The sequence below is a fragment of the Nostoc sp. genome, from assembly GCF_036918245.1.
Classification (GTDB): domain Bacteria; phylum Cyanobacteriota; class Cyanobacteriia; order Cyanobacteriales; family Nostocaceae; genus Nostoc.
In genome coordinates this window covers 130,056-151,032 of the sequence record NZ_JBALEF010000027.1, presented here as the reverse complement: position 1 = coordinate 151,032, position 20,977 = coordinate 130,056, and the positions used below count along the sequence as shown (strand labels likewise).

The window sequence follows — 20,977 nt, the reverse complement described above, 5'->3', positions numbered from 1 at the left end:
CATTCACAATTGTTGGCAATAAGTTACAAATCAATGCCTCTCCAGACTTTGAAACCAAATCTAGTTACAACATCCGAGTTCAGACAACTGATGCAAGTGGAGTTACTTATAGCAAAGAGTTAACAATTGCAGTTAACAATCTCAACGATCCTGGTGTTAACGATGCGCCCACAGATTTGACAGTAAGTCAGCTAGCTGTTGATGAGAATGTACCTGCGGGAACAGAAATTGGCACATTTACCACCACAGATCCAGATGCAAGCGACACATTCACTTACAGTTTAGTAACCGGGACTGGCGATACCGATAATAGTGCATTCACAATTGTTGGCAATAAGTTACAAATCAATGCCTCTCCAGACTTTGAAACCAAATCTAGTTACAACATCCGAGTTCAGACAACTGATGCAGGTGGAGTTACTTATGAAAAAGCATTGGCGATCGCAGTTAATAATCTGGACGATCCTGGTGTTAACGATATACCAACCCTGATGAAGAATACTAACGATATCTTTACTATCCAAGGTAAAGGTAACAGTGACAAAGCAACACTCTCAGTCAAGCTGACGGGACAGAGTTCTAAGTATATTTATGAATTGGGAGTCTTTGCTGTAGATGATGAACAAGGGAAGATTCAAGGTATTGCCACTAGCGATGCTGGTTACACTGAAGCAGCTTTGAAACGATCCAAGGTGATTCTCTCCTCGCTTACCAATTATCCTGTTGGATTTAATACTAATTTAGCTAGTTTGGAGGAATTTAATTCTGGTCAACAGCTAAGATTTTACTTGGTACGCGATAGCACTACTGATAGTATCTTGGCTGGACAAGCTGCTTTTACAGATGTACTGGTTTCCGATCCGACAAATGTTAAAATCGCAAGCTTGGGTAATAATAGCTTCTCCTTGTCTTGGAAAGCTAGCAACGGTTCTGAATTCCAAGATTTGATGCTAACAATTCAGGCAACAGATGAAGATTTGCCTTTGGGTGCAGCTTTCCAAGGAAAGCAACAAGGAGAACTCCTTGATTTCCGTGGTGTGACACAACAGATAAAAGCTGATTTTGTCGTCAATAGAGAAGCTGCATACGACAATTTTGTCGGTTTCTATCAAGTGGCTGATGAAAATGGTGGTATCGATACCAACGGCGATGGTACAGCAGATATTCTCGTAGGGCAAGCTGGTTATGCTGAAGCTGCTATACGTGGACGTGTTGCAGGCATTGACTTGATGGTGAATAATCAAGGTAGCGCAAGTTACTCCGGGAATCTCGAGCCTGATTCTCTGTTTGCACCCTTTATTATTGTTAATGGTAAACCCGATGCCATTCTCGATGTCGATGCTAATAACAATCCAGCAGTTTACTTCGCATTTTTGGGCGCTAACTCAGACAAGACAGATCACATTCGTCTGTTAGAAAACAACACCTTTGGCTTTGAGGATTTGGCAAAGGGTGGTGACAGAGATTTCAACGATATGATTGTGCATATTAATTTGAATATTGGTTAGCTATTTAATTGTCAACTTAACGTCAAATCGGCGCTTAGAAAGTTAGAAACCGCGTCTATGATTAGTTAAGTCTTTACTTCAAGCGCCCAGACTCAAAGAGTCTGAGCGCTTGAATATTAGGTTGCAGAGAAACTTCTGCTAGATTATTGTAAAGTTATGCGGGCATCATATGCATACTTCTGCAAGACTCTGCACACTTACGGCAAGCGGCAGCACATTCCATCATTTTCGCGTCATCGCTCATCATCTCACACGCCATTGCAGTGCGATCGCACATTTCTGCACAAAGCATACAAGTGCGTTCCATGAACTCAGAACCGCTCATCATCATGTTCATACACATCATGCACATTTCAGAGCAATCACGCATCATGCTCATCATGCTCATCATGTTCTTGTCCATCTGCTGACCACCTTTGCTCATGCAATGAGTCATGGTTTCCATGCACATTTTATGACAGTCCATACAAACATCCATGCAAGTTTGCATTTCTGGAGTCATGGTTTCAGTCATAATCATCATCATCATCGGAAATACCTCCTGATTTTTTGATGCATAAAATAGTGTCCCCGGAAGGACTACTCATCACATTAGTCTTATCCTTTTAAAGAGTCAATGGGGTTTTTAATTCAGAATTTTTAAGCCTACTATCCCGATATAATTACCGGGAATCTGAACTAATTCTACACTAGTTTGGTGTTGTTTTGTTAGGAACTACTATACATTAAGGCTTAAAAACACTCGTTTCGGAGTGGGGTTTCATGTGGCAAGTCAACTTTACTTGGGGATCAAAAGTTAGAGTTAAATTTAACTCGAAAATAATGTTATTGTTTTTAACAAATAAATGCCTAAACCAAGTATTTGTAAACTTATATTAATTTGCGTTTGATTAAATTATATTAACTTGAAGATATATATCCTGAAAAATTCCTAATTCATAATGAAATTTCAACTGCACTTAAAACAAAATTTCCTCAAAAAAAAGTAATTTTCACAACTTACATAAGATATGATGTTGGTTATAGATTTGATTGTAATTTGAGTAAGCGCTCGCTCGCTGCTTGTAATGTCTCAGGTCTTTTGCTAAAGCAAAATCTGATCAATGAATGTCCTTTTTCTGGTTGGCTGAAAAAGCTGGAACCGGGAACGACGGCAACACCAATATTTTTAATTAGATGGTAAGTGAATTCAACATCTGTTTTATAGCCAAATTTTGAAATATCTGCAAGAACGTAATAGGCTCCTTTGGGAACGAAATAGGGAATTCCAACTTGGTCTAGAATTTGTAAAATGCTGTCTCGCTTCTGGTGATAAAGTTTGGCTAGTTCTTCATAATAGGATGGTGGCAGTTGCATAGCAGCAACTCCGGCTCGTTGCAATGGTGCAGGTGCGCCAACAGTGAGAAAATCATGGACTTTGCGAATCGCCCCTGTCAATTCGAGGTTTGCCAGAATGTAGCCGACTCGCCATCCAGTGACGCTATAAGTTTTGGATAAACCATTAATAGTAACGGTACGTTCTTCCATTCCGGGAAGAGTTGCTAGGGCAATATGTTGAGTGCCGTCATAGAGAATATGTTCATAGATTTCGTCTGTGAACGCTAATACATCCCACTTTTGACAAAGTTCAGCAATTAAGGTGAGTTCTTCACGGGTGAAGACTTTACCTGTGGGGTTGTGGGGTGTGTTGATAATAATCGCTTTGGTATTGGCATTGAAAGCTTGACGCAACTGTGCTTCATCAAATGTCCAATGAGGAGGATGCAGTGTCACGTAGCGGGGAATAGCACCAGCTAAAATCGCATCGGGGCCATAGTTTTCGTAATATGGCTCAAATACAATTACTTCGTCACCTGGATTGACTGTCGCCAGCATCACAGCTGCCATTGCTTCTGTGGAACCGCAGGTAACAGTGATTTGGGTTTCGGGGTTGATATCTAAGCCGAGATACCAACGGACTTTGTTAGTGATCGCATGACGAAATGGGCGATCGCCCCAAGTAATGGCATACTGATTAACATCTGCCTCTATGGCCTGATATGCTGCCTGTTTCAACTCCAAGGGACAAGGAAAATCAGGGAACCCCTGCGCCAGATTTACTGCATCGTGTTGCAGTGCTACCCTGGTCATTTCTCGAATCACTGACTCTGTAAACTGTTCTGCCTTGGCTGATATTTTCTGCCGCCCAATCTTACTCACCCCTATACCTCCCTTGATTGTTATTGCCGTTATCCGGGAATTTCTGTAAACCCGACGAAACCCATAATATTGATAGATTTATCGTAGTATACTCAAATTTCAGATCCAGAGGGAATGCAACCTTATAATCTATATACTTAATTATTGAGATTAATAGTCAATTATTGAAGTACTGATCCAGAATCATCATGAAATCTTTGCACCGTCCCGATCTGTATAGCTGGTCTAATTTCAATCCGGCAAGAAATATTGATTTCAATGGGATTGCCTGGATTCGCGCAGATGGCAACATCTTGATTGACCCAGTAGCCCTATCAAACCATGATTGGAATCATCTAAAATCCCTTGGCGGTGTGGTTTGGATTGTGCTGACAAATTCTGAGCATATCAGGGCAAGTAAAGAAATTGCCGATCAAACTTATGCTAAGATTGCAGGTCCCATAGCAGAAAAAGACACTTTTCCTATACCTTGCGATCGCTGGCTATCTGATGGTGAAGAATTTGTGCCAGGAATGGAGGTGATTGAACTCAATGGTTCTAAAACTCCCGGTGAGTTGGCTTTGTTACTAGAGGAGACAACTTTAATTACAGGGGATTTAGTACGGGCACGTAAAGCAGGTAGCTTAACGATTTTACCAGATGACAAGCTGCTGAATCGAGAGGAGGCTATTGCTTCTGTTCGCAGGTTGGCTCAACTGAGTCGGGTAGAAGCAGTGCTGGTGGGAGATGGTTGGCCCGTCTTTCGGGATGGACGCGATCGCTTGCAGGATCTTGTAGCAACGCTGTAAATAATTAGGGTAGCACAGCTAGCTATGCTACCCTACAGGCGATTGTGGTTCAAATAGATCAAAAAGGCTCTCACAAGAAAATCAAACAACACCGTATCATGGTAGTTAGTAGCATTTATGTCTGATACTTTCTTTTTTGCCATAAAAGAATATCAGGTAAGTAATATCCTGATTTCCTGACGGCAGAATGCGAAAGCTTTTACTGATTCACCTAGTTGGAGAACGCTGATGTCGAAGGAAAAAAAAAGTAATAAAGAAGCTAAAAAACCTAAAAAAGATCCCAAAGACAAAAAGGAGAAAAAAGACCCAAGCAAATAGGACGATTTAGGTAAATAGTTCTAGCGAAGACCAAGAGTTGCATTTCCTTAAATTGACAATACTTCGTCCAGTAGCACTGAATAGGAAAAGTTATTGTCAAAAATTTATTCACCCTTGGTCAAGCCTCAAAATCTGATGATTTAGGTTGTGTGTGCGATGTCACGACGGGCTACGCCTACGCAACTTAATCAAGCAGGATCAAACTTCAGCGAAACACCGTTCATGCAGTAGCGCTTACCAGTGGGTGCAGGGCCATCCTCAAAAACATGGCCCAGATGACCACCACAGCGACTACAATGCACTTCAGTTCTGGTCATAAACAACGACTTGTCTACAGTAGTGGCGATCGCACCTTCAATTGGATTAAAGAAGCTAGGCCAGCCAGTACCACTATTAAATTTGGTATCAGATGTAAACAGTGGTAGTTCACAGGCGGCACAATAATAAGTGCCTTGGTCGTATTCCTTATCCAATGAGCTGGTGTAAGGGCGTTCAGTTCCATGTTTACGCAAGACATTAAACTGTTCTGGCGTTAAAATCGTGCGCCATTCTGACTCTGGTTTGGTAACTTCAAATCCACTCTGAGAAGTTGTCATTGCTTGTGACCCCCAATTGATATACCTTGATAACAATGCTGTGCCGACTATGACTGCACTAGCTTGTAAAAAATAGCGTTTGTCCATATATCTATTATTTTCTATTTTCCGGTTCACTGGGCAATCGATTCCAGTACGGAATTCCCTACATGAATGACTATAATCAGCAATGTCTGGCGACAAGCCGCTTCTCTACGAGACGCTACGCGAACGCGTCTACGCTCTGAATTAGCCCTGATAAACTGATTAAAATTTGCTAAGAAACAACAAATTATTTTTCAATAAAATACTAGGCGGCAATCCGAGCGATTTGACTTAATTTTGGAGAATATCTAAGTATAGTTTTCAACTAGAGGATAACGATAGTCAATCATCATCTTCATTAGAGGTGGTTGTGAGATCCTGAGTAGTCCCCTGCTTACCCTGACTCGTCAGAAATACAAATGCGCGATTGAGCCGCTTCACCCCACTTAGGGTAATCAGAGTCAGTAAGCCTCCCAATAATCCCATTTGCCATAGACCACAACCAATTGCAGCCCCCAACCCGGCCGCAGTCCAGACACAGGCGGCTGTAGTTAAACCCTTTACTTTTGGCGTTGCAGATTTCCTTGGAGACTCTTGTAAAATCAATCCGGCTCCGAGAAATCCAACCCCGGTAGCTACACCTTGAATTGTGCGACTCAGTGCATTGGTAGCAGCATAGGGACTCTCGCCCTCAGCCTGCAAAGGAATCATCACGAATAGTGCTGCCCCCATACTCACGAGCATAAATGTTCTCATCCCTGCTGGTCTACCCCCTTGCTGACGGTTAAATCCAATCAAGCAACCAACTAGGAGCGCCAAAGACAATCTAAACGCTATATGTGGCCAATCGTTGGCAGCAATAAACATCGGCCCCATTGCCTTATTTCTCCTAGAGACAGAACGGAATTTTGCGCCTATTGCCAGTGGACTGGATAGCTACCCACGTTTATAGCTGAAAACTAAGTACATTAAGTCAATCAGCTTGGCTTACATTAAGGTTAATTTAACAGAAGGTTAAAAATAAGTAAACTAATATACACAAAGATGCTATTGCTGTATTCTCCCTAGAGACAGAAAGAAGGGGGCAGGGGAGATGAGGGGACAAGAGGAATAACTCCCAATCCCCATTTTTTTGATTGCTAGCTTATTGAACACTGCCTAATATACATTGGTCTGATAGAGATACCGGAGTTTTCTGAAAAACTTGTTGCTAGGTTAAGTAGAATATGTGATACTCTAAAAACTATAAATAAAGAACGGTATTTCTATCGAATTGCCGTAGTTTAAAAGGACAGGATTCATGCAGCTACTATGGTTCATCCCAACCCACGGCGACGGACGTTACCTTGCAACTGCTACAGGCGGACGCGCAGTAAGCTTTCCTTATCTACGGCAGATTGCCCAAGCGGTGGATGACCTTGGTTATACAGGGGCATTGCTACCCACGGGACGTTCTTGCGAAGATGCTTGGATTGTAGCTTCAACGTTGGTATCACTGACGCGACAAATGCGTTTTTTGGTAGCGATTCGTCCCGGCTTGGTATCACCTGGAGTTGCAGCGCGGATGGCGGCGACTTTTGATCGCCTCTCTGGGGGACGCTTGCTGATTAATGTCGTGACAGGTGGCGATCCCGTAGAATTGGCGGGAGATGGCTTGCATTTGGATCACGATCAGCGCTATGAATTAACAGATGAATTTTTAACAGTATGGCGAGCGATCGCTAGTGGTGAACAGGCCAATCTCCAAGGAGACTATCTTAATATTCAGGATGGAAAACTGCTGTTTCCACCTGTTCAAAAGCCATATCCACCCTTGTGGTTTGGCGGTTCCTCTCCCATCGCCCAAAAAATTGCTGCCAAGCATGTAGATGTCTATCTGACTTGGGGAGAACCACCGGCGCAAGTAGCCGAGAAGATTGCAGCAGTTCGCAGACTTGCTTTATCAGAAGGCCGAACTTTGCGGTTTGGGATTCGCCTACATGTGATTGTGCGGGAAACCGAGAGTGAAGCTTGGGATGCGGCGAATCAATTGATTAAGTATGTAGATGACGAAGCGATCGCTAAAGCCCAAAAAGCTTATGCCCGGATGGATTCAGTTGGACAACAGCGAATGACTCAATTACACCACGGTAATCGTGAGGCCTTAGAGATTAGCCCGAACCTGTGGGCGGGAGTTGGTTTAGTGCGGGGTGGTGCAGGAACAGCCTTAGTAGGCGATCCCCAAACCGTAGCTGCCAGGATATTAGAATACGCTTCTTTGGGTGTTGAGTCCTTTATCCTCTCTGGCTATCCCCACTTAGAAGAAGCTTATCGAGTTGCGGAACTTCTATTTCCTTATTTGCCCTTAGATAATTTACCCGCAGTGGAGAAGCAACATGTCTTAAGTCCATTTGGCGAGATTGTGGCAAATGAAGATTTCCCTAAGCAAAAGCTTCAAGAAAGAACAACGTCCATATCCTAGTAATTATAAACTAGGAGATTAACAGCCATGCTGCACCAACAAATCGACCAAAAAATCTCAGAAAAAGAAGCGTGGGCATTGCGTCGTCAATTGGGAGTACCTAACAATAAACGCTTGTGGGTGCTAGCTTGCATGGATGAACGTTTACCAGTGGAGAAAGCATTAGGAATTGGTGAAGGAGATGCTCATATTTTCCGTAATGCTGGAGGGTTAGTTACAGATGATGCGATTCGGTCAGCAATGTTAACTACACAGTTTTTTGGCACCAAAGAAATCATCGTCATTAATCATACTGAATGTGGCATGATGACAGCATCAGGAGACTTTCTCAGTGAGGTATTGCGAAATCAAGGTATTGACGTGGATCAAGTTAGTGTCGATCCTGCTTTGCCAGAATTGAAGCTACCAAAAGGCGTTTTTTCCAAATGGATCAAAACGTTTACCGATGTGGATGAAATCTGCACACAGCAGGTGGAATTATTGCGTAATTCTCCTTTAATTCCCCAAGATGTAGTTATTCATGGCTACATCTGGGAAGTAGAGAGTATGAGTTTACGCCGTCCCTACAAACGTCTGAGTGAGAAGGTCAACACAGCATCAGCGATGAAGACCAAAACTGCAAAACATACTGAACCCGTTTTAGAAATTGGGAGTTTAATTGAATGACAAATATTTTAGCGATCGCAGGTAGTCCAACCCATCCATCTAGAACCTATGGTGTCGTCGAATACACTGCCAAACTTTTACAACAAGAAGGCTTGCATGTAGATATTATTTCAGTTCGGGATTTGCCTGCTGAAGATTTAGTTTTTGGACGATACGACAGCCAAGCTTTAGAACAGCCAAAAGCTTTATTAGCAAAGGCAGATGGTGTGATTATTGCCACCCCAATTTACAAAGCTGCTTACACAGGAGTGCTAAAAACATTTCTAGATTTGCTGCCACAAAAATCATTCACAGGTAAACCCGTCTTACCAATTGCTCTGGGTGGAACGATCGCTCATTTATTGGCAATTGAATATGCCCTGAAACCTGTCTTATCTGAATTAGGAGCACGGCATATCCTAGCTACTATTTATGCGGTAGACAAACAAATTCAACGACAAGCTGATAACAGTGTGCTGTTAGATGAGGAAATTGAGCAAAGACTCAAAGATGTCCTTAAGGAATTTGTTAAAGCTGTAGAATATGATGCCGCAGCGCCTCAAGAATTGGTTCATGCCAATTAAATAATCAAGTTTATACCTCCGTTTGTTTGTAGCAGAGGGGTAATTTCTACCCATCTGCTACTTTTCTCTAAAAGCTAATCATGGCAAAATAAATTTATTCTCATAAATTACACTTTTATAGCGATATTTAAATGAATAGACTACACCTAGACTTCTCTCTAAACCTCTCTAGTCTATTCAAATAACACCACTGTTATTTATGGTTGTTTCCATAAAATATGTTGTAAATATGCCAATTATCTCCTAACTCTACCTGTAGTAGATGAGTAAATTTCACTCATCTACTATTTTTTACCTAAAATTTTAAATTTATAAACAAATTCACAAAATCATAGGTTGGATAAGGCTAATACCTTACCCAACCAAAGTGCGATCGCTCTTAATACAAGAGCATCATAACTTTATTCAGCTTTAACAAAGCTCAACTTTCTTCTACCCGAATAGTCGCTAATTGTTAGCTTTTGATCTTTTACATCATAAGATATTATAAATGAGTAGCGATCGCCTGAAGAACAAACTTTCTTTTATTTGGCGCTGATTACAAGCTGCGTTAGCGCAGCCCATACCTATACATCGCTCCCTATATTAAAGCCACCCGATATTAATGGCAATGCGCTTTTTTGGTCAGGTTAGCCAGTAAATTAGAACTAGGGCGTAAAAAAATAAACTCAATGAAAGCGATGTCTAACGACAAGCCGCAAGGCATCTGCGCTTCTGAACTTGCATCTATCGTCAGTGAAGAAAATGCTATTTGTCTTTGGGAAAATATCGAACTCGGTCAGCAAAAACGTATCCAACAGGCTATAGCTTCTGGAAATTCACCCAGTTGTATTGTCTATCCCCGCAGCCAAGAACAGCTAGCCGCAGTCATTACCACGGCTCACACAAATAACTGGCGCATTCTTCCCTGTGGTAGTGGCAGTAAACTTAGCTGGGGTGGTTTAGTTAAGGGCATTGATGTTGTAGTTAGTACAGAACGCATCAACCAACTGATTGAATACGCCGTTGGCGATTTGACTGTCACTGTAGAAGCGGGGATGAAGTTCTCCGATTTGCAAGCACTTTTGGCAAAATCGCGGCAATTTCTCGCCCTTGACCCCACAGCACCAGAGTCAGCAACCATTGGCGGTATTGTTGCCACAGGTGATACAGGTTCTCTGCGGCAACGTTATGGTAGTGTGCGCGACCAGTTACTAGGTATTACCTTTGTCCGTGCTGATGGACAAATCGCCAAAGCTGGGGGAAGAGTAGTTAAAAATGTCGCCGGATATGACTTGATGAAGTTGCTTACGGGGTCTTATGGCACATTAGGCTTTATTAGTCAACTAACTTTTCGCCTGTATCCGCTAGCAGAGGCATCGGGGACGGTGGTACTAACTGGTAAAGCTGAGGCTGTATCTGAAGCGGCTGATATCCTTCGAGGTTCGGCGTTAACACCAGTTCAAGCTGATTTGCTATCAACTAAATTGGTGTCTAGTTTAGGATTGGGTCAAGGACTGGGATTAATTGCCCGCTTTCAAAGTATTAGTGAGAGTGTTAAGGAACAGTCAAACCGAGTTTTGGAAGTTGGGCAAAAGTTGGGCTTAGATGGGGCAATTTTTGCCGATGATGATGAAGCTAATCTATGGCAAAGATTGCAAAAACGAATACATACTAGTGCTACAGAATCAGTAATTACCTGCAAAATAGGAGTGTTACCTACTGCTGCTATGGAGATTTTGACCCAGGTGGAGTTGGGTTTAATTCATATTAGTAGTGGTTTAGGTTTGTTACAATTAGAGAGTAAAAATCAAGTTTTGAAAATCCGCGATGAGCTAGGCTCTACCGGAAGCGATGCCTACGACGGGCTGCGCCTACGCACTCAAGCGAATAAAGGTTTTTTAACAATTCTGTCAGCACCAGTTGCAGTTAAAGAACAAATAGATGTTTGGGGTTATACGGGGAATGCTTTGCCGTTGATGCGCCGTATTAAGGAACAGTTTGATAGTAAGAATATTTTAAGTCCTGGTCGGTTTGTGGGTGGAATTTAAGAAACAAACCGCAGAGACAGAAAGGACGCTGAGATAGAGAGGGGAAAGGGAAAAATATGCAAGTTTCAAAAAATTCTGTTAATAATACGGCTGGTTTAAAAAATTTAAAGGGGTTTGATGTTAATCATCCACCCGATCCGAAATTGATTGATAGTTGTGTACATTGTGGATTTTGTCTCTCGACTTGTCCCAGTTATCGAGTGCTTGGCAAGGAGATGGATTCTCCTAGAGGACGTATCTATTTAATGGATGCAATTAATCAGGGTGAAATTGCTCTCAACACGGCAACAGCAGAACATTTTGATTCTTGTTTAGGGTGTCTTGCTTGTGTGAGTACCTGTCCTTCTGGTGTACAGTATGACAAGTTAATTTCTGCAACTCGTCATCAAGTTGAACGGAATTATCCCCGCAGTTTGCCAGACCAATTTTTTCGTCAATTGATATTTTCTCTGTTTCCCTATCCCAATCTTTTACGGATTTTATTAGTTCCGTTATTGGTTTATCAAAAATTGGGGTTGGCTAAATTCTTTCGGGCTACAGGTTTACTGAATAAAATATCGCCCCGTTTGGCAGCAATGGAATCAATTCTGCCAGAAATTACTCTCAAATCTTTTCAAGATAATTTGCCTACTGTGATTCCTGCTAAAGGTGAAAAGCGGTATCGCGTTGGGGTGATTTTGGGTTGCGTCCAACGGCTGTTTTTCTCACCCGTGAATGAAGCGACAGTGCGAGTTTTAACGGCGAATGGTTGTGAAGTTGTGATTCCCAAATCTCAAGGTTGTTGTGCAGCACTTCCCGAACACCAAGGACAAACAGAACAGGCGAAAGCTTTAGCAAGACAAATGATTGATAGTTTTGCCAAGACAGATGTAGATTTCGTAATTATTAATGCTGCTGGTTGCGGTCATACTTTAAAAGAGTACGGTCATATTTTAGAAGATGACCTAGAATATTGGGAAAAGGCAAAGGATTTTGCAGCTAAGGTTAAAGACGCTCAAGAGTTTTTAGCAACTGTTGGGTTAACAACGAAACTTTCACCGCTGACTGATAAACCATTGAATTTAGTTTATCAAGATGCTTGTCATTTATTGCACGGACAAAAGATTAGTGTCCAACCGCGTCAGGTGTTGCGACAAATTCCAGGGGTGAAGTTGAGAGAACCAATAGATGCAGCTTTGTGTTGTGGCAGTGCCGGGGTTTATAATATGCTGCAACCAGAAGTTTCTGAAGAATTGGGTCAGCAAAAAGTGCAGAATTTGTTGAATACTGGTGCTGAGTTAATTGCTTCTGCTAATCCTGGGTGTACTTTGCAAATTACTAAACATTTGCAGTTACAAGGTAAGAAGATTTCAGTTATTCATCCGATGGAGTTGTTAGATTATTCGATTCGCGGTGAAAAGTTGAAATTGTAGACATTTTTTATGGGTTGGACATTTTGTCATTGATTTTAAAGCAAAGAGCCAAAACTACGTTTTTACTCCCCTCCTCCCTTGCCTACAGTGTACGCACAAGTCCCAAAAACTTAGCTTGATAAGATTTTCCTCGTTCCCAGTCTCTGGCTGGGAATGCATTCATTGAGTCTCTGACTCAATGTCTGACTAGAGGCAGCACTCCAGAGGACTAAGTAATGTTTTACTTGGTAGGCATAGAGACTTCCCAAATTCCTTGATTTCCACCATATTCTAGAACATAAATCTTATTGCCAATAATCTCAGCATCAATGGGATTACTAAAACCTGTGACAAGGCGCGTAGCGTTAAGTTTATAGTTAGTATTTTTTACTTTAGTTAACTTTAAATGCAGTAGGTCTTGGCTAGCATCTTTAAAAGGGCCTATTAGTGTTTCGCCAGTGGGGTCGCCTGGTGTCCAACTCAACATAAATCCATCTCTGTTGAATTCTGGACTCATTACTCCTTGTGTATCAAAAACTAATCCTAAAGGAGAACGGTGTGTTGTAAAAGTGCTAAAAGCTTGCCCAAGAACACTGGCATCTTTGATTTTTCCATCTACAGGATCGCGGTAATTATCTGCGTCCGGGCCAAGATTAGGAATTGGTTCAATCAAATTTCCAGTAGGCCGAATAGGAAAGGTTGGATCGTTACGATAGTAGCCCTTTTGGATGGCATTAAATTGAGGGCTTAACAATCGGTCAGTGGCAGGATTGTAATTGGGAAATTGTTGTGGATTGTCTGTCCCACCAATACGCCAGGGAAAGCCATAATTACCACCTAAACGTAGCCAATTTAATTCTTCTGACATATCGCGATCTGGGCCATTTTCTGTGCCAAACAAATCCCCATTGGGCGCAAAAGCCATATCGAAAGTATTGCGTATTCCTTCTGCAAAAATATAGCCAGCTGTCTTTAAAGTTGCTCGATTGTTTGCCAGAAATAGATTGTTGCCATTACTAGGAAGACGGAGTATACAGGCGGTTAATCCGACTTCGCGAGTATTGGGATATAGACCATCAACAGACTGAACCTCACCATGATCGGTACGAGAACCGCTATTCACATAGATAAAGTTACCATCCAAGCTAACAACCACACCGTTGAATTGATGGTCATAAGCTGTTTTGCTTTTGGGATAGTCTGCACTCTTAGCTAAAATAGACCAGATACGTTTTCCTGTACTCGAATTAATTACACCTTTAACAATAATTGCTTTAGTCTGGTTATTCACAACGTCTGCATTGCCAACCAAATAAATTGTGCCGTTAGGGCCAATGGCCATACCTTGAGTTTCACTTAAATTATGATTACTAGAATTGTATGCAAGTGTTTTAGTAGAAGAAGTTAAATCGACTTGATAAATTTCACCATTTCGTTTGAGGTAATAGAGGGTATTGTTTCGTGGATCTTTTACAATCCGAACCGAAGGAGAGACTGATAATGTATTAATAATATTGCGAACCTTAATATCAGGACGCAGGGTTTGTGGTACAATGGTTACTCCAGTAGTGCTATGATTTAATAAAACTATTGTAAATAACAGCGTTATTGTAAATAACAGCGTTTTAGTAGCAAACTTACCGATAAATCTGCCTTTCATGTAGTTAGATAATTTAGTGTTATTCATGATTTTCTTGATAAAATAGTCAGTTAATTTTGTAAAGAACTCTTCATAAGTTCAATATTGATTAATTACAACCGTAAGTTTAAATACAGATGCCTTAGCTAACCTAATTAATACCAATACACTGAGAAAATATTAGTTATTGATTTGGTTAGTTGATTATGCGAATGATAATAAGTAATTGGGTCAAAATTAATCTATTTTAATTACTTATTTTTACCAGACTTTTTGATTTTCAACTCTCCTATAATTATTTATTATCATGAGTGAAAGGTTACGTCAAATCCTTTACCAAATCTTAAAAATGCAAATTCTTTAATTTTTAGTACTATTATAAAAGTTTGTAAACTTTAATTAAGCTTTGTGAAAATATACTATTTTTTTTAAATTAACACGACATTATTTGTTAAGTTAGGTTTCAATATCAATTTTATTTTGGAAAAAAAATACTTTTTCTATTAAGGAAATACATCTGAAAATATATAAGTTAAATTGATAGATTATCTAAAACATTTTGAGCTTAATAACAGTTAAGCTTTACATAAATTTTATATACTTCTTGTGGAAAAAAATGCCCCAAAAAATGAATCTAAACGTCAATTCTTTGTTCTTGTAAACTAATGGTGTGTTGAAGTGTTAGGCATAATTGTTTCTTGAAGATTTACGCCGCTGAGGTTAGCTCCCCGAATGTCGGCTCCTCTAAGGTTAGTTCCTCTGAGATTTGCCCCTGCCAAATTCGCGTCTCTAAGGTTAGTCCAACTCAAGTCAGCTTGACTCAAATCAGCTTCACTTAGGTTAGCCCGCAACAGGTATGCACCACTTAGGTGAGCTTTAGTCAGATTAGCTTTGTATAGGTCAGCTTTGTAAAGATAAGCTCCTAAAACTTCTGCTTCGTACAAACTTGCCTCACTGAGGTCAGCCGCAATCAAGTTAGCTTCAATGAGGTTGGCAAAAGAGAGGTTAGCCCGCATCAACTTTGCTGCACCTAAATCGGCATCTCTCAAGTTAGCGCCTTTTAAGTCAGTGCCAATTAGATTAGCAGATGCGATCGCAGCGCCTCTAAGATCCACCTGACTCAAGTCAGATCCAATCAAATTGGCATGACTCAAATCTGCCTGAGTAAGTATAGCGCCACTCAAGTTAGCAACACTGAAGTTAGCCGCACTCAGGTTAGCTTCATTCAGGAAGGCTTTATAGAGGTTGGCACTACTGAGGTCAGCACCACTGAGGTTTGCCCGCACAAGTAAAGCATTACCCAAATCAACTCTTCTCAAGTTTACCCCCTGGAGGTTTGCACCTCTGAGGTTATCGCCTTGCAGATTCGCAGCGCTGAGGTCTGGTTCAATCTGGGGATTTTTCTTTCTCCATTCAATCCATGTAACTGCACCTGCTTTGAGTAAAGTTAGATGCTCTCGATTTGCCATTTTTTCTCCTTTACTCCTGACGGCCACCCAAAGAATTTACCCGACCAGCGACACTTTCAATGGCCGTTAATGCTCCCGCTGCTCCTGCTAGAATATCCTGTTCTTGTCCACCTAAGTAAAGCCGTCCAAAGCTACCTACAGCTTGAACTTCAAGAATGTTAATCCTCGCTGCTTTCTCCGCTTCATTGGCAGCCAGTGCGGCGTAAGCAGCAGGCTCCACTTCTAATACATACAGCGTTTGACCTGCTAGTAGTAGCTGTCCCCGGCGCGTGCGATTAATCAGTTGTGTTTGATAAGCATCGATGTTGCGGATAATCTGACTAGAAATAACACGCGGTTTCAGACATTCCTCTCTTTTGACTCCCAGTGCCGCCAAAATAGCTTGACCAGCAGCTCTGGTTTCGCCTTGGGAGCTAGAATGAACTTCCAATAGTCCGTATAGTCGTTCAACTACCTGTACTCCCGGACGGACAGAGGCAGATTTCAGGGCTATATCCGTAATCTTATTAATTTCGATACCAGGAGAGATTTCAATCCACAGTGATGTATCTCCTGGTAATGGTAAGAAGCCTTGGGCTACTGTTCCCATATATGCTGCATGTTGAGGTTGCAGATTGTCGAGAAATACGAAACTGCGTAATTCTATGCCCAAGATTTTGCTCTCCAGTCGTGAGGGTAAAAGTTATCTACATACAAGATATAAGTGCCTAACTTGACAATATAGGGTATAAAGGAGCGCAAAATCCGTCTAACGGATCTACATCCGTGTGTCAAATGGCAATTCTAGAAACCAATGCTTATTTAGAAGACCATCGTCGTCGCGGGATAAAATCTACTTTGATCGGACGACATAATTTTTATTTAACACAGCTGCTTTGTAAACATCTTGACCCTTTTACATTACCCCAGTTTTACCCCAAATATTTCCCCAACATCTCCCAACCGAAACTGCAAGGATTAGATGCCAATGAATAGACATCTTGCAAAAGTAACAAATGCCAAGATGTTGGGGAAAGGGAAAAGGTTAAAGGGTAAGGGAAAACTCCATACCTTTACCCTTTACCCGCAACCCCATTCCCCACAATGCCAAGAAGTCTAATATGGCTCTTTATAGCTCAACTTGTTTTTCCTAAAGTATTTTCACAAACGCCCGTAACTTCCTCTCCCTATCCTCCCAATCAGGCAAATAAGCAGATACAAAGCATTTAAACAGCTTGCCGTGCTTTGGGAGAGGCTTGACGGACTTTTTCGGCGCGATCGCCAATGTTCAGGAGGAAGGGCGATCACGATTTTTCTGGTTTATGTATCAGGTACTGGGCAAGTCCCCTTCAGGTAAGACATTATCTATGCTGAGTACCCACGGTATACCTTTGTCAAGTGGAGAACTGACAGTAATTTTAGCTCTATTGGCAAACTGTTTTAAGCGATCGGCAAAGTGGGGAACAGTTTTCATGATATTGCGATAACTTTCCATATTATTACAAATCAGGATCAACGTCAAAACGCCACTATTGATTTGGAAATACCAATGACAACTCGATAACAAAATCCGTGTCATGCGATCACCTACGGTGGGCGGTTACGCCATCGCACGCTAGGAAAAAGCTTTTTTTAGTTGCTTCTTCAAGCTGTCTGAATAGTATTTCACTCAGCTTGATTGTTTGAGGTGAAGGCAAATCATCTGGATGTAGGCATGGTTGATTCATAAGTTTTTAGCAAGCTTCAAAAGTAACGAAGCTGCGGTGAAGATTAGGAATTATGAGTTTTTGCAGATTGAATATTGCAGAAAAATCGAGTTTACTAGGTTATTCTTCTTGAGTAACAATCCATAACAACTCTAACCACAACTGGGGATAAGCTTGCTTGAGATTTGAGAGGGGATCGCGCATCAAGTTATTGGCATTCAAGCAAACAATTTCAACTAGCCCCAAGTATTCTGCAACTTCTTTAAGTAGGTTTTTTTGTTCTACTACAGCACTAATTAGTCTATCAGGGCAATAAATACCAATGTATTTCGCATGGCGGATGCATGTTTTTATATTCACCCTTGTTAAGTGAGGATGAGGATTGATTATCTTCACATAACATTGGCTTAACAGGTTCCATACCCGTGGGTGAGTGTGTTCAATAATTACGTTAAATTGCTGGGCTAAGTCTTCTTCGGTAATCATTACTCTCTCCATTACTTTGTTGCCATCTGTTGCATACTTTGGTAATACCTAATTGATTATGCAAAAATTTAAAATAGCAGTTCTTTGCTGATGCTATGTGCATATTCACTTTAGTCAAATAGGTAATTTTTCGTCAGGGCAAAATTTACCCAAAAAGCGAAATTGGTTGGTATGTTTTCTACTGTTTGTATTACTCGCCTATCAAGCATCAAAGCTGAAACTAATCTCTAAAACTGTATTAAATACTACAATTTACCAATTAAGTTGGTAGATTGTTGCTGCTAGATAAATGCTCTGTTTATTGGAATTTGGGGCTTTTAAGCCAAGATAACAAGTAAAAAGCAAACACCCGCAAAAATAATTTGCGCTTCGCAAGCAAATTGGCCATTTCTGTGATAGTCTTTTTATATGGGGAATCAAGACAGCGAAAGCACAAAAAGTCTTCAAAGAGAAATGATATAAACTCAAAGACTACACTTTCGCCTTGGCAGATATTTTGTTAAATCCGCTACGGCTTTTTGAAACCAAGAGACAAAGCCAATGAAGCAGGATAGTGACCTCCGTAATAACTTGAAGTCCATTAGAACTCGCTTAGGCATGAGCCAACAAGATTTGGCTAACATCGCTAATGTGACTCGTCAAACTATTAGTGGTGTAGAGTCGGGGCAATATGCTCCCTCAGTAGCCATAACACTTCGCTTGGCCAAAGCGCTTGGCTGTCAAGTTGAGGATCTATTCTGGTTAGAGCGGGATTTACCTGAAATTGAAGCTGTTCTTGCCAAACCTGTTCCTAATGGTCAGCAACTACGAGTTAGCATGGCTCGTGTGGGAGGACAATGGATAGCTTATCCCTTGATTGGTAAAGATGCTTTTCGCCAAGATATGATTCCGGCTGATGGTGAAAGCACTAGCCAAACAGGTACAAATAAAGTTCGAGTCAGGCTACTAGACGATAATCTCGACACACTTCACAACACCGTTGTGATTGCTGGTTGTGCCCCTGTGATTTCACTATGGGCAAGAGCCACCGAACGCTGGCATCCCCAACTGCGAGTCCAATATAACTTTGCCAATAGCATGGCTGCATTGCACAGTTTATGCAGAGGTGAAGCGCACATCGCTGGGATGCATTTGTACGATCCTGAGACTGGTGAGTATAATACTCCCTTTGTTCGAGATGTTCTGGCTGGCAGGGAAGCAGTTCTGATTACCCTTGGTGTCTGGGAGGAGGGACTTTTGTTGAAGTTAGGGAACCCAATGGGAATTAGAACAGTTACTGACTTAGTTGCTGGGGGAGCGACAATTGTCAACCGCGAAATAGGTTCTGGTAGTCGGATGCTTTTGGAACAAACACTCCAAAAAGAGCAGATACCGTTCGATGCTGTTCAGGGCTTTGACAATATACTCAAAAGTCACCAAGATGTTGCCCAAGCTTTAGTCAGAGGACTTGCCGATGCTGGTATGAGTACGGCATCTGTAGCTACCGCTTTTGGGCTGGGATTTATCCCTTTACATCAGTCACGATATGATTTGGTGATTCTCAAGGAATATCTGGAAGAAGCACCTGTACAGCAGTTGCTCAGTACTCTGGGACATCGGATGGTTCACTCTCAATTTGAAATTCTCGGCGGTTACGATATCAGCAAAATCGGAGAAGTTGTAGCGACTGTTTAGAGTAGATTGCAATGGTTGGTTGTGTGGTTTAGGGAAAACTTGGCGTAAATTTAAATCCTGCTGCAACCACTCTTTAGGTATGAGCAACCTTCAGGAGATTACAACAACTGATGATGCTGAATTCGTAATTCGGATTGAATTTGAGTTTCCGGCTTGGAACCTGTAGCTTTCTTTTTTCCAATTGGTATTACTACCGCTAGAGAAATCATTTGAGTGAGCGGATGGTAATACTTGCAATATCCCTTGAGTGATGTTTTATCGCTCTAGCCATTAGTCAGAAAAAATAATGACTAATGGCCAACGAAAACTGACCAAAACTTAAATATGTTCTGGATTCGGACTCTTTTTGCTGTAGAACGAGCGCCTCCAACGACGTTCTATATAAGGTCAATGCTGTAACTTGACAGCAAGTACCTCCGGTAGGCACTTTGTGCCAATGCCTCATAAACCCACCAAACAAACAATTGCAGGATAAATTATCATGTCCGACGAAAAAATTAGACAGATTGCTTTTTACGGTAAAGGTGGTATTGGTAAATCAACCACTTCCCAAAACACCCTTGCTGCGATGGCAGAAGTGGGTAAACGCATCTTGATTGTCGGATGTGACCCGAAAGCTGACTCTACGCGTTTGATTCTGCACTGTAAAGCTCAAACCACCGTTTTGCACCTCGCTGCTGAACGAGGTGCTGTAGAAGATATCGAACTTGAAGAAGTAGTTATCAATGGTTTCCGAGATATCAAATGTGTGGAATCTGGTGGCCCTGAACCTGGTGTAGGTTGTGCCGGTCGTGGTATCATCACCGCCATCAACTTCTTGGAAGAAAACGGCGCTTACTCAGACGTAGATTTCGTATCTTACGACGTATTAGGCGACGTTGTGTGCGGTGGTTTTGCGATGCCAATCCGTGAAGGTAAAGCCCAAGAAATCTACATCGTTACCTCCGGTGAAATGATGGCGATGTTTGCTGCTAATAACATCTCTCGTGGTGTTCTTAAGTACGCTCATACTGGTGGCGTGCGTTTGGCAGGTCTAATTTGTAATAGTCGTAATACTGATAGAGAAGACGAACTGATTAGCACACTCGCTGCAAGATTGAGTACTCACATGATTCACTTCGTGCCGCGTGACAACATTGTGCAACACGCAGAATTGCGCCGGATGACTGTCAACGAGTACGCACCCGATAGCAATCAAGCTAATGAATACCGGACACTAGCAGACAAGATTATCAATAATACAAATCTTGCCGTTCCCACACCTATTGAGATGGACGAGCTAGAAGATTTGTTGATTGAATTTGGTATTCTCGAAAGCGAAGAAAATGCTGCAAAACTGATAAGTGCCGCCAACGCTCAAGCAGATGGTGAGAAGAAGCTAGAAGATGCCCAAGGCGAAGCACTAGAAGCACTGAAAAAAGGAAACGTAGAAATAGTTTCTGGTAGTTAAAAGAAGTAAGGTTCTTATTTAGACTCAGGT

General features: G+C 41.6%; 19 protein-coding genes. 11 read left to right on the top strand and 8 right to left on the bottom strand.

Going from position 1 to position 20,977, the window contains the following annotated elements; all coding sequences use genetic code 11:
• On the top strand, positions 1-1,508 hold a 1,508-nt coding region (locus tag V7L12_RS06435; protein ID WP_335083110.1), incomplete at its 5' end, for a DUF4114 domain-containing protein.
• A 154-nt stretch (positions 1,509-1,662) separates the two neighbouring features.
• Here the strand turns inward: V7L12_RS06435 and V7L12_RS06430 are convergent.
• Together V7L12_RS06430 and V7L12_RS06425 are read right to left on the bottom strand one after the other, a co-directional pair.
• Positions 1,663-2,034: a four-helix bundle copper-binding protein gene (locus tag V7L12_RS06430; RefSeq protein ID WP_335083122.1), complete on the bottom strand. Its 372-nt coding sequence runs from the start codon at positions 2,032-2,034 to the stop codon at positions 1,663-1,665.
• 494 nt (positions 2,035-2,528) lie between these two features.
• Positions 2,529-3,707, bottom strand: coding sequence for a pyridoxal phosphate-dependent aminotransferase (locus V7L12_RS06425; RefSeq protein ID WP_335083108.1), 1,179 nt, complete (start codon positions 3,705-3,707; stop codon positions 2,529-2,531).
• A 188-nt stretch (positions 3,708-3,895) separates the two neighbouring features.
• Between V7L12_RS06425 and V7L12_RS06420 the strand changes: the two genes are divergently transcribed.
• Entirely contained in the window at positions 3,896-4,495 is a 600-nt protein-coding gene (locus V7L12_RS06420) for an MBL fold metallo-hydrolase (RefSeq protein WP_335083106.1), read from the top strand.
• A gap of 506 nt (positions 4,496-5,001) precedes the next feature.
• Here the strand turns inward: V7L12_RS06420 and msrB are convergent.
• The gene (msrB, locus tag V7L12_RS06415) at positions 5,002-5,496 is read right to left on the bottom strand and encodes a peptide-methionine (R)-S-oxide reductase MsrB (protein ID WP_335083104.1); all 495 of its coding nucleotides are present in this window, start codon (positions 5,494-5,496) and stop codon (positions 5,002-5,004) included.
• Between the two features lie 279 nt (positions 5,497-5,775).
• Positions 5,776-6,309 carry an MgtC/SapB family protein gene (locus V7L12_RS06410; RefSeq protein WP_335083102.1) on the bottom strand — a complete coding sequence of 178 codons (534 nt, stop codon included), beginning with the start codon at positions 6,307-6,309 and terminating at the stop codon, positions 5,776-5,778.
• Between the two features lie 424 nt (positions 6,310-6,733).
• Here V7L12_RS06410 and ssuD point away from each other — a divergent pair, with 424 nt between their 5' ends.
• From ssuD to V7L12_RS06385, 5 genes are all read left to right on the top strand, one after another.
• Positions 6,734-7,894, top strand: coding sequence for an FMNH2-dependent alkanesulfonate monooxygenase (ssuD, locus tag V7L12_RS06405; RefSeq protein ID WP_335083100.1), 1,161 nt, complete (start codon positions 6,734-6,736; stop codon positions 7,892-7,894).
• Between the two features lie 27 nt (positions 7,895-7,921).
• Positions 7,922-8,560 carry a beta-class carbonic anhydrase gene (locus tag V7L12_RS06400; RefSeq protein ID WP_335083098.1) on the top strand — a complete coding sequence of 213 codons (639 nt, stop codon included), beginning with the start codon at positions 7,922-7,924 and terminating at the stop codon, positions 8,558-8,560.
• Positions 8,557-9,123 carry an NADPH-dependent FMN reductase gene (gene ssuE, locus V7L12_RS06395; protein ID WP_334924077.1) on the top strand — a complete coding sequence of 189 codons (567 nt, stop codon included), beginning with the start codon at positions 8,557-8,559 and terminating at the stop codon, positions 9,121-9,123. Before V7L12_RS06400 ends, ssuE begins: the two co-directional genes overlap by 4 nt.
• 671 nt (positions 9,124-9,794) lie before the next feature.
• Positions 9,795-11,153 (top strand): FAD-binding oxidoreductase, encoded by a 1,359-nt coding sequence (locus V7L12_RS06390; RefSeq protein WP_335083096.1) that lies wholly within the window; start codon positions 9,795-9,797, stop codon positions 11,151-11,153.
• A gap of 56 nt (positions 11,154-11,209) precedes the next feature.
• The gene (locus V7L12_RS06385; RefSeq protein ID WP_335083094.1) at positions 11,210-12,565 is read left to right on the top strand and encodes a (Fe-S)-binding protein; all 1,356 of its coding nucleotides are present in this window, start codon (positions 11,210-11,212) and stop codon (positions 12,563-12,565) included.
• Between the two features lie 220 nt (positions 12,566-12,785).
• On the opposite strand, the gene V7L12_RS06380 is transcribed toward V7L12_RS06385, so the two are convergent.
• From V7L12_RS06380 to V7L12_RS06370, 3 genes are all read right to left on the bottom strand, one after another.
• On the bottom strand, positions 12,786-14,231 hold the full coding sequence (locus V7L12_RS06380; RefSeq protein ID WP_335083092.1) for a PQQ-dependent sugar dehydrogenase: 1,446 nt from the start codon (positions 14,229-14,231) through the stop codon (positions 12,786-12,788).
• Positions 14,232-14,845: 614 nt separating this feature from the next.
• Positions 14,846-15,652: a pentapeptide repeat-containing protein gene (locus V7L12_RS06375; RefSeq protein WP_334819410.1), complete on the bottom strand. Its 807-nt coding sequence runs from the start codon at positions 15,650-15,652 to the stop codon at positions 14,846-14,848.
• 10 nt (positions 15,653-15,662) lie between these two features.
• On the bottom strand, positions 15,663-16,304 hold the full coding sequence (locus V7L12_RS06370; RefSeq protein WP_104908762.1) for a hypothetical protein: 642 nt from the start codon (positions 16,302-16,304) through the stop codon (positions 15,663-15,665).
• 122 nt (positions 16,305-16,426) lie between these two features.
• Between V7L12_RS06370 and V7L12_RS06365 the strand changes: the two genes are divergently transcribed.
• Both V7L12_RS06365 and V7L12_RS06360 read left to right on the top strand, forming a co-directional pair.
• Positions 16,427-16,627: a hypothetical protein gene (locus V7L12_RS06365; RefSeq protein WP_335083090.1), complete on the top strand. Its 201-nt coding sequence runs from the start codon at positions 16,427-16,429 to the stop codon at positions 16,625-16,627.
• Between the two features lie 260 nt (positions 16,628-16,887).
• Complete coding sequence (locus V7L12_RS06360) at positions 16,888-17,118, top strand: hypothetical protein (RefSeq protein WP_335083088.1); 231 nt, start codon at positions 16,888-16,890, stop codon at positions 17,116-17,118.
• A 339-nt stretch (positions 17,119-17,457) separates the two neighbouring features.
• Here the strand turns inward: V7L12_RS06360 and V7L12_RS06355 are convergent, their stop codons facing one another.
• Positions 17,458-17,823 carry a hypothetical protein gene (locus V7L12_RS06355; protein ID WP_334924059.1) on the bottom strand — a complete coding sequence of 122 codons (366 nt, stop codon included), beginning with the start codon at positions 17,821-17,823 and terminating at the stop codon, positions 17,458-17,460.
• Positions 17,824-18,363: 540 nt separating this feature from the next.
• Here V7L12_RS06355 and V7L12_RS06350 point away from each other — a divergent pair.
• Both V7L12_RS06350 and nifH read left to right on the top strand, forming a co-directional pair.
• Entirely contained in the window at positions 18,364-19,497 is a 1,134-nt protein-coding gene (locus tag V7L12_RS06350; protein WP_335083086.1) for a substrate-binding domain-containing protein, read from the top strand.
• A 481-nt stretch (positions 19,498-19,978) separates the two neighbouring features.
• Positions 19,979-20,947, top strand: a complete 969-nt coding sequence (gene nifH / locus V7L12_RS06345) for a nitrogenase iron protein (RefSeq protein WP_334819420.1) — start codon at positions 19,979-19,981, stop codon at positions 20,945-20,947.
• Positions 20,948-20,977 lie beyond the last annotated feature (30 nt).